Source organism: Methanosaeta sp. UBA458, from assembly GCF_002496085.1.
In the GTDB taxonomy this organism is placed as follows: domain Archaea; phylum Halobacteriota; class Methanosarcinia; order Methanotrichales; family Methanotrichaceae; genus Methanothrix; species Methanothrix soehngenii.
The window spans coordinates 5,136-10,924 of the sequence record NZ_DAIK01000062.1 but is presented as its reverse complement, the minus strand read 5'-3'; the positions used below and the strand labels follow the sequence as shown (position 1 = coordinate 10,924).

General features: G+C 50.7%; 6 protein-coding genes and 1 tRNA gene. 3 read left to right on the top strand and 4 right to left on the bottom strand.

What is annotated here, in order from left to right:
• Positions 1-369: 369 nt before the first annotated feature.
• A complete protein-coding gene (locus tag BP822_RS04225; RefSeq protein ID WP_276620353.1) occupies positions 370-825 on the bottom strand; it encodes a GIY-YIG nuclease family protein in 456 nt (151 codons plus the stop codon).
• Between the two features lie 111 nt (positions 826-936).
• Between BP822_RS04225 and BP822_RS04220 the strand changes: the two genes are divergently transcribed.
• Both BP822_RS04220 and BP822_RS04215 read left to right on the top strand, forming a co-directional pair.
• Positions 937-1,539 carry a hypothetical protein gene (locus BP822_RS04220; RefSeq protein ID WP_286877793.1) on the top strand — a complete coding sequence of 201 codons (603 nt, stop codon included), beginning with the start codon at positions 937-939 and terminating at the stop codon, positions 1,537-1,539.
• Positions 1,540-1,765: 226 nt separating this feature from the next.
• Positions 1,766-1,849 (top strand) — tRNA-Leu (locus BP822_RS04215).
• Positions 1,850-1,979: 130 nt separating this feature from the next.
• Here BP822_RS04215 and BP822_RS04210 read toward each other — a convergent pair.
• Positions 1,980-2,213, bottom strand: coding sequence for an Lrp/AsnC ligand binding domain-containing protein (locus BP822_RS04210; RefSeq protein ID WP_273270922.1), 234 nt, complete (start codon positions 2,211-2,213; stop codon positions 1,980-1,982).
• A gap of 41 nt (positions 2,214-2,254) precedes the next feature.
• A complete protein-coding gene (locus BP822_RS04205) occupies positions 2,255-3,520 on the bottom strand; it encodes an alkaline phosphatase (RefSeq protein WP_273278333.1) in 1,266 nt (421 codons plus the stop codon).
• Positions 3,521-3,701: 181 nt separating this feature from the next.
• On the opposite strand from BP822_RS04205, the gene BP822_RS04200 reads away from it, so the two are divergent.
• Positions 3,702-5,000 (top strand): erythromycin esterase family protein, encoded by a 1,299-nt coding sequence (locus tag BP822_RS04200; RefSeq protein ID WP_286877792.1) that lies wholly within the window; start codon positions 3,702-3,704, stop codon positions 4,998-5,000.
• Positions 5,001-5,056: 56 nt separating this feature from the next.
• Here BP822_RS04200 and BP822_RS04195 read toward each other — a convergent pair whose 3' ends face one another.
• Positions 5,057-5,788: a fumarylacetoacetate hydrolase family protein gene (locus BP822_RS04195; protein ID WP_286877791.1), complete on the bottom strand. Its 732-nt coding sequence runs from the start codon at positions 5,786-5,788 to the stop codon at positions 5,057-5,059.
• Position 5,789 lies beyond the last annotated feature (1 nt).

Sequence of the window (5,789 nt, the reverse complement as noted above, 5' to 3'; positions counted from 1 at the left end):
AGATAGAATATGGTCGGAACTAGAATAACCAGAAATATGGCGATGCCCATCATCATAGGGCTTGCCTTTGGACTACGCTTCCCCCTTGGTAGTCTGAGCTTGGAGCTCCTCCTCATCCAACTACTCCCTTATTGTATCTAATCTATCCCTTCAATAGATTGTGACTTTGGTTCCCTGCTAATTTATTATGATTATTTCCCTTTTGAGCATTTTTTATATTTCAATCTATAAATGGGTTTCGGATGTTTGGGCAAAAAAGGGGAATGCATGCATACTTTTAGATTTATAGCAGTGGAGATATATCACTATCAGCTGAACTTATACCGCTTCTATAACTATTTTTTCATTTTATTTAGTTTATAATTTTGATTATTCTCGCGATGGCTCAAGCGTCATTGATGCCGCCCGAGAATGAGCAAGAGATACCGCAGCCATCGTGCTCACCAGATCCTCTCCATAGTGAAGGTGGCTGATGCAGCGGCAATCGCTAGAGCCAAATCCCTTGATGGGCACAAGACGCTCTCCTACCATTTCCGCTATACTGCATTCCAGATCTCGCGATGTCCTGGTTATGAACACCTCGACCAGGCCCGCCTGAGCGAGGAGATAATCTATATGCCATCTCCTGGTGTTTCTAGTGCCCCGCAATATCTCTATATGGCGATCCACCCTCCTGCAGCCCCCAGGCCCCCGGGCAGAGCCGGTATAAGCATAGCATCCGGGGGCAAAATCGATCTCACCCAGGGCCCCTATACAGATCTGCTTCGCCTTTTCCAAAGAGAGGATGATGGTGTAGATTCCCAACTCATCACAGCCATATCTCATATGAATCCGTTTCCCATTATCGCTATTTGATACTAATGCTCTTTTGGAGGGATGATACGAGATTTATATCAAAGCAAGACTTTTCTAGGATGAGGAGCAAAGAGAAGCTCGGTGAATTGTGTGAGAACAGTATTAGCATTTGCATTGGTGCTGATGCTCTCCTCTCTGGCTATATCCGCGCCGGAGAGCAGTCAGCTTGGACCGTATGCCGTCACTTTGGATATGAATACCGAAATGCAGTATGAGATGATACCGCTGGAGGCTGGAGAGTCTGATGCGGCTGCATTTTACGGCCTGCAGGTAGTAACAGACAACTCCACCTGGGCAAGGGTGGTCATAACCGAGTACAAGGAGCTTATAGATTCAACCATCGCTCCCCAAAAGACCATAACTGTCCTGAATGCCGCCGTTAACGGCTTCAATGTTACCAGTGTAGAAGACACGGTCATAGATGGAAAGGAAGGATATGTAGCCAGCGGAGTTCCCTTCCCGGGGATCACAAGCATTCCAGCCGATACCCAGCTCTTTGAGGCTGTGTACTGGCTTGACAGCGAGAAGTGCGAGTGCGGACCAGTCTCTGTAGGCACAACAAGTGTCGCTATATCCTCAACCTATCCAGAGGATGTGACCATGAACCTGATCAACAGCCTGAAGATAGTTAAGGGCGAGGCGGCAGCAGCAGTAGCGGGCGAGCAGGTTCTGCCTCCGGAATAAGCAATACGGATAGATAAATAATATCAAGATACGGCAAATAGAGAGTAAAAGCACTGGAATAGGCTTTGGGCCATTGGCTCATTGCCGATCCCTGATGCGATATGGGCAAAGGTAGGCTCACACGGCCTCCCCTTTGCCACTAAACAGATAATATTCCTTTTTCTGAGATCATTCGGGAAACTATTTATCCATCATGTCCTATTGTAAGCGGCGGCCTTATATGGTTGCGGGGTTCGCCAAGCTGGCCAAAGGCGCAGGACTTAAGATCCTGTCTCGCAGGAGTTCGCGGGTTCGAATCCCGTACCCCGCATTAAACCTTTTTCTGATGTCTTTAAGTCGGTTTTGTATCGCGAATATAGTTGAAATAGGTATTATGAGGCCACGTATGAATCTCAGCATATTGATTTTTCAACCTCATAATGGACACAATCGACTTCTATTCAATCAGCAAGCGTTTCCGCTATCGTTCTCATAGCATTCACAAATTTTAGTTCTCTAATATCATTTAGCATTTGTTTGAGTGAACTCAGGCCATCCGCCTCATGAATTATGAGAAGGTCATGCTCTCCGAATATATGATAGATATTCTTAATGCCATTTATCTCCTTGATCGTGCGATACGCATCCTTCTCTCGATCAGGCGTCACCTCGATCAATGACACTGCCAGGACCATTCTTTCACCTTCATCATTCCCTTCAAAAATTGTAAAGAGGCCTAGAATCCGAAGGCCTCTTTCATTATCTCAAAGATCCGGGTATTGTCTATCACGCCCTTGCTGACCTTTTCTGCCCCAGGGCCCGAGGCCATTATGGGAACGTCCACTGCTGTATGGGTGGCCTCCTCCATCTCCGTTATGAAATCATATCTGGGTCCCTGGGTCTTTGTAGTCCCAGAAGCAAACAGGGGATTGATGCCTCCTGCCTCATACACATCCAGATTCTCCGGCTGCAAGACCAGCCCACCGCATTCGTGGTCTGCGGTTACAATCACCAGTGTATCATTGTTCAATGAGGCAAAATCCGTTGCGACCTTCACTGCCTCGTCAAAGGCCAGGGTATCAGCGACGTTCTTGCTGATGTTCCTCTCATGCCCTGCATGATCGATCCTTCCTCCTTCAACCATAAGGAAGAAGCCCTTGGGATTACGGGAGAGGATGGAGATTGCCTTGCTGGTCATTTCAGCGAGGCTTGGATCCCTCTCCTCTCCCGAAAGCCTCTCCAGATCGTACTGCATATGAGAGCTATCGAACAGTCCCAAAAGCCTATCTGTGGTGTTGGAATCTATCTTCTGGAAGCTCGATCCATTATAAACCAGAGCATAACCCTGTGACTCGAACTCATTGAGAAGAGCTCTCTCGTCGCCTCTCTTTCCATAATTGCCCAGGGGATCCGTATCATTCTCTCCTGTGAAGTACTGCAGACCTCCTCCCAAAATCACCTCAACACCGCTAGCGAAGAGCTGATCTGCTATCTCGCTCTCATTATCCCTGTTATCCACATGAGCGTAGAAGGCGGCTGGCGTGGCATGAGTTATCCTGGTGGTGGTGATAAGCCCGGTGGAGAGGCCACTATCTTCAGCCATCTCCAGAATGGTGGTCAGGTTCTCTCCATCTCTCTTTCCCTGGATGGCGGCGGAATTTTGGCTGATAACACCATTGTTCGTCTTTTCACCGGTTGCCATAGCCGAAGATGCAGGAGCAGAATCGGTTACCAGTGAGTTCGCGCTGGATGTCTTGACCATCCCTGTCTGCTCCATTCCGTCCATGAAAAGCTCGACTGAGCCATACTGGGTGACATTTCCTCCTGCCTTATCGATCCTGGCCAGCGTCAATTGGGGAAATCCCATTCCGTCGCCGATAAGGAGAATTACATTCTTTGCCGAAGTCTCATGCGTTGCATTATCTGCCATACCCAATTGAATTGAGCTGCAGATTATGGCAATAGCTAAGAAGAGCTTTGCCGGAGATGATCTGGTATTCATTTCGTTACCTCCTGTGAGGATTACCATCTGAATATATGATTTTAATCAAAATAGAATATACATATTGCATGATACAGTTTATCTAATTATTCAAAAAATAGAGGTATATAGATTACTTTTCCCACTGAAATCCTTTTTATGACATCAATGTGCAGCTTTGAGATGCCAGAGGTTACTGGAAATGGATAGCTTATCTCGCAAAGGCGGCTTTGAGCCCGGGTATTCCACCCTGGAAGATTGGATCTTGGCCCAGACGATCCCATTCTCTCTCGATTCAAGCGAATTGAACGATGCCATAGATAGGGCTATGGCCAGAATAGGGGACACAGTGAGGCTCCTGGGCTTTGGAGAGGCTCTTCATGGGAAGAGCGACATCCTCCTCTTGCGCAACCGGCTTTTCATTCGCCTGGTGGAGAATCACGGCTTTGTGGCCATAGCCATTGAGAGCAGCTTTCCCCGCGGGCGGCTGGTGGACCAGTATATCGCCGGCCTGGGCCCGGATTCATTCGATGATATCCTGGAGTTGGGCTTCAGCCACGGCTTTGGCCACCTTGATGCCAATCGAGATCTGGTGGAGTGGATGAAAGAGTACAATTCGGACCCGTCTCATGCCCATAAGCTCCATTTCTACGGCTTTGATAGCCCCACGGAGATGTTGGCCAGCGATAGTCCAAAGCAGCTGATATACTTCGTCCTGGACTTCCTCGGCACAATCGACCCGGTTCAAGGAGAGGAGCATCGCCAGAGGATCGAACCCTTCCTGGGCCAGGAATCCGATTGGGATAATCCGGATTCTCTGATCGATCCGGCAAAATCCATTGGCCGCTCTCCCAATGCGATCGCGCTGCGCGCGGAAGTGGAGGACCTCTATGAGGAGCTGCTCGTTCGCCGCCCCGAGCTGGTGGCCGGAAGCGATCCAGCTCGCTATCAGGAGGCAGTGCATTATGCAGCCCTTGCCCGGCAACAGCTTAGCTATCATGCCGAGCTTGCCGGAAACTCACTCGACCGAACAAGCAGGCTCCTTGGCATTCGTGATGCCATGATGGCGGAAAACCTGGCGTATATAACGTCCCGGGAGGGCAGCCAGAGGGGAAGGGTGATGGCCTTCGCTCACAACCGTCATCTGCAACGGGGTCGGGCTGAATGGCAATACACAGATGACCTTTATTCCTGGTGGCCGGCAGGCTCTCACCTGGATCAGATCATGGGTTCGGGCTATGCGGTCATAGGAACCGCAGTGGGCGTATCAAGCTCCAATGGCATAGGCAAGCCTGAGGAGAGCACCCTGGAGGCACGACTGGCTGCTGCACCTGGTCCGGCGCGGCTCATCCCCACCTGCAAAGGCCAGGGGCTTCCTGCAGATGAGATCGCCTCTCTTCCGCGCCGATCCGGAAGCGCAAAGAATCCCACCTACTTTCCCCTGGGGCCAGAGAGCCTCACCGACTTCGACTGGCTGGCGGTTCTAGACTCGACGGCATGAGCGTTTGCGCCGGGAAGGATAAAAAATTGGACAATGCTGGCAGTTAAACGATCCCTTCAGCTCCTGTCGGCAGCCACCACAGAGTTCTTGAGAACGCCTATCCCCTCGATCTCGACCTCCACCAGATCGCCCCGATGCAGCTGTCCCACTCCCGGCGGCGTTCCAGTGGCTATCACATCTCCCGGCTGCAGAGTCATGATGCCGCTTATGAACTCGATGAGCCTGGGAACGCCGAATATCAGGTCCGAGGTATTGGACTTTTGCACGGTCTCGCCGTTCACCCGGGTCTCGATGTCAACGCCAGAGGGATCAATCGACGCAATCCATGGGCCGAAGGGAGCAAAGGTATCAAAGCTCTTGGCCCGGGTCCATTGAGTATCTCTTTGCTGCAGATCGCGAGCAGTAACATCGTTAAAGCAGGTGTATCCCAGGATATGACCTTCCGCCTCATCTGCCGGGATATTCCTGCCCCTCTTTCCTATCACCACCGCTAGTTCCCCTTCATAGTCCACCTGCCGGCTGGAGGGAGGATATATGATCTCGCCCCCAGGGCTCAACGCGGCAGTAGGAGGCTTGAGAAAGATGATGGGCTCCTCGGGCAGCTTCATCTTTAATTCCCGGGCGTGCTCCACATAGTTCAGGCCCACGCAGATTATCTTTGATGGCTGACAGGGCGTGAGCAGCTCTGCATCCTCCAGGGGAATTATCTCTCCTCCCGATACTATTCCATGCTCAATGCTGTACGAGCCGCCCCGGACGAGGCCGTCCTTCTTGAATCTGACAATCATC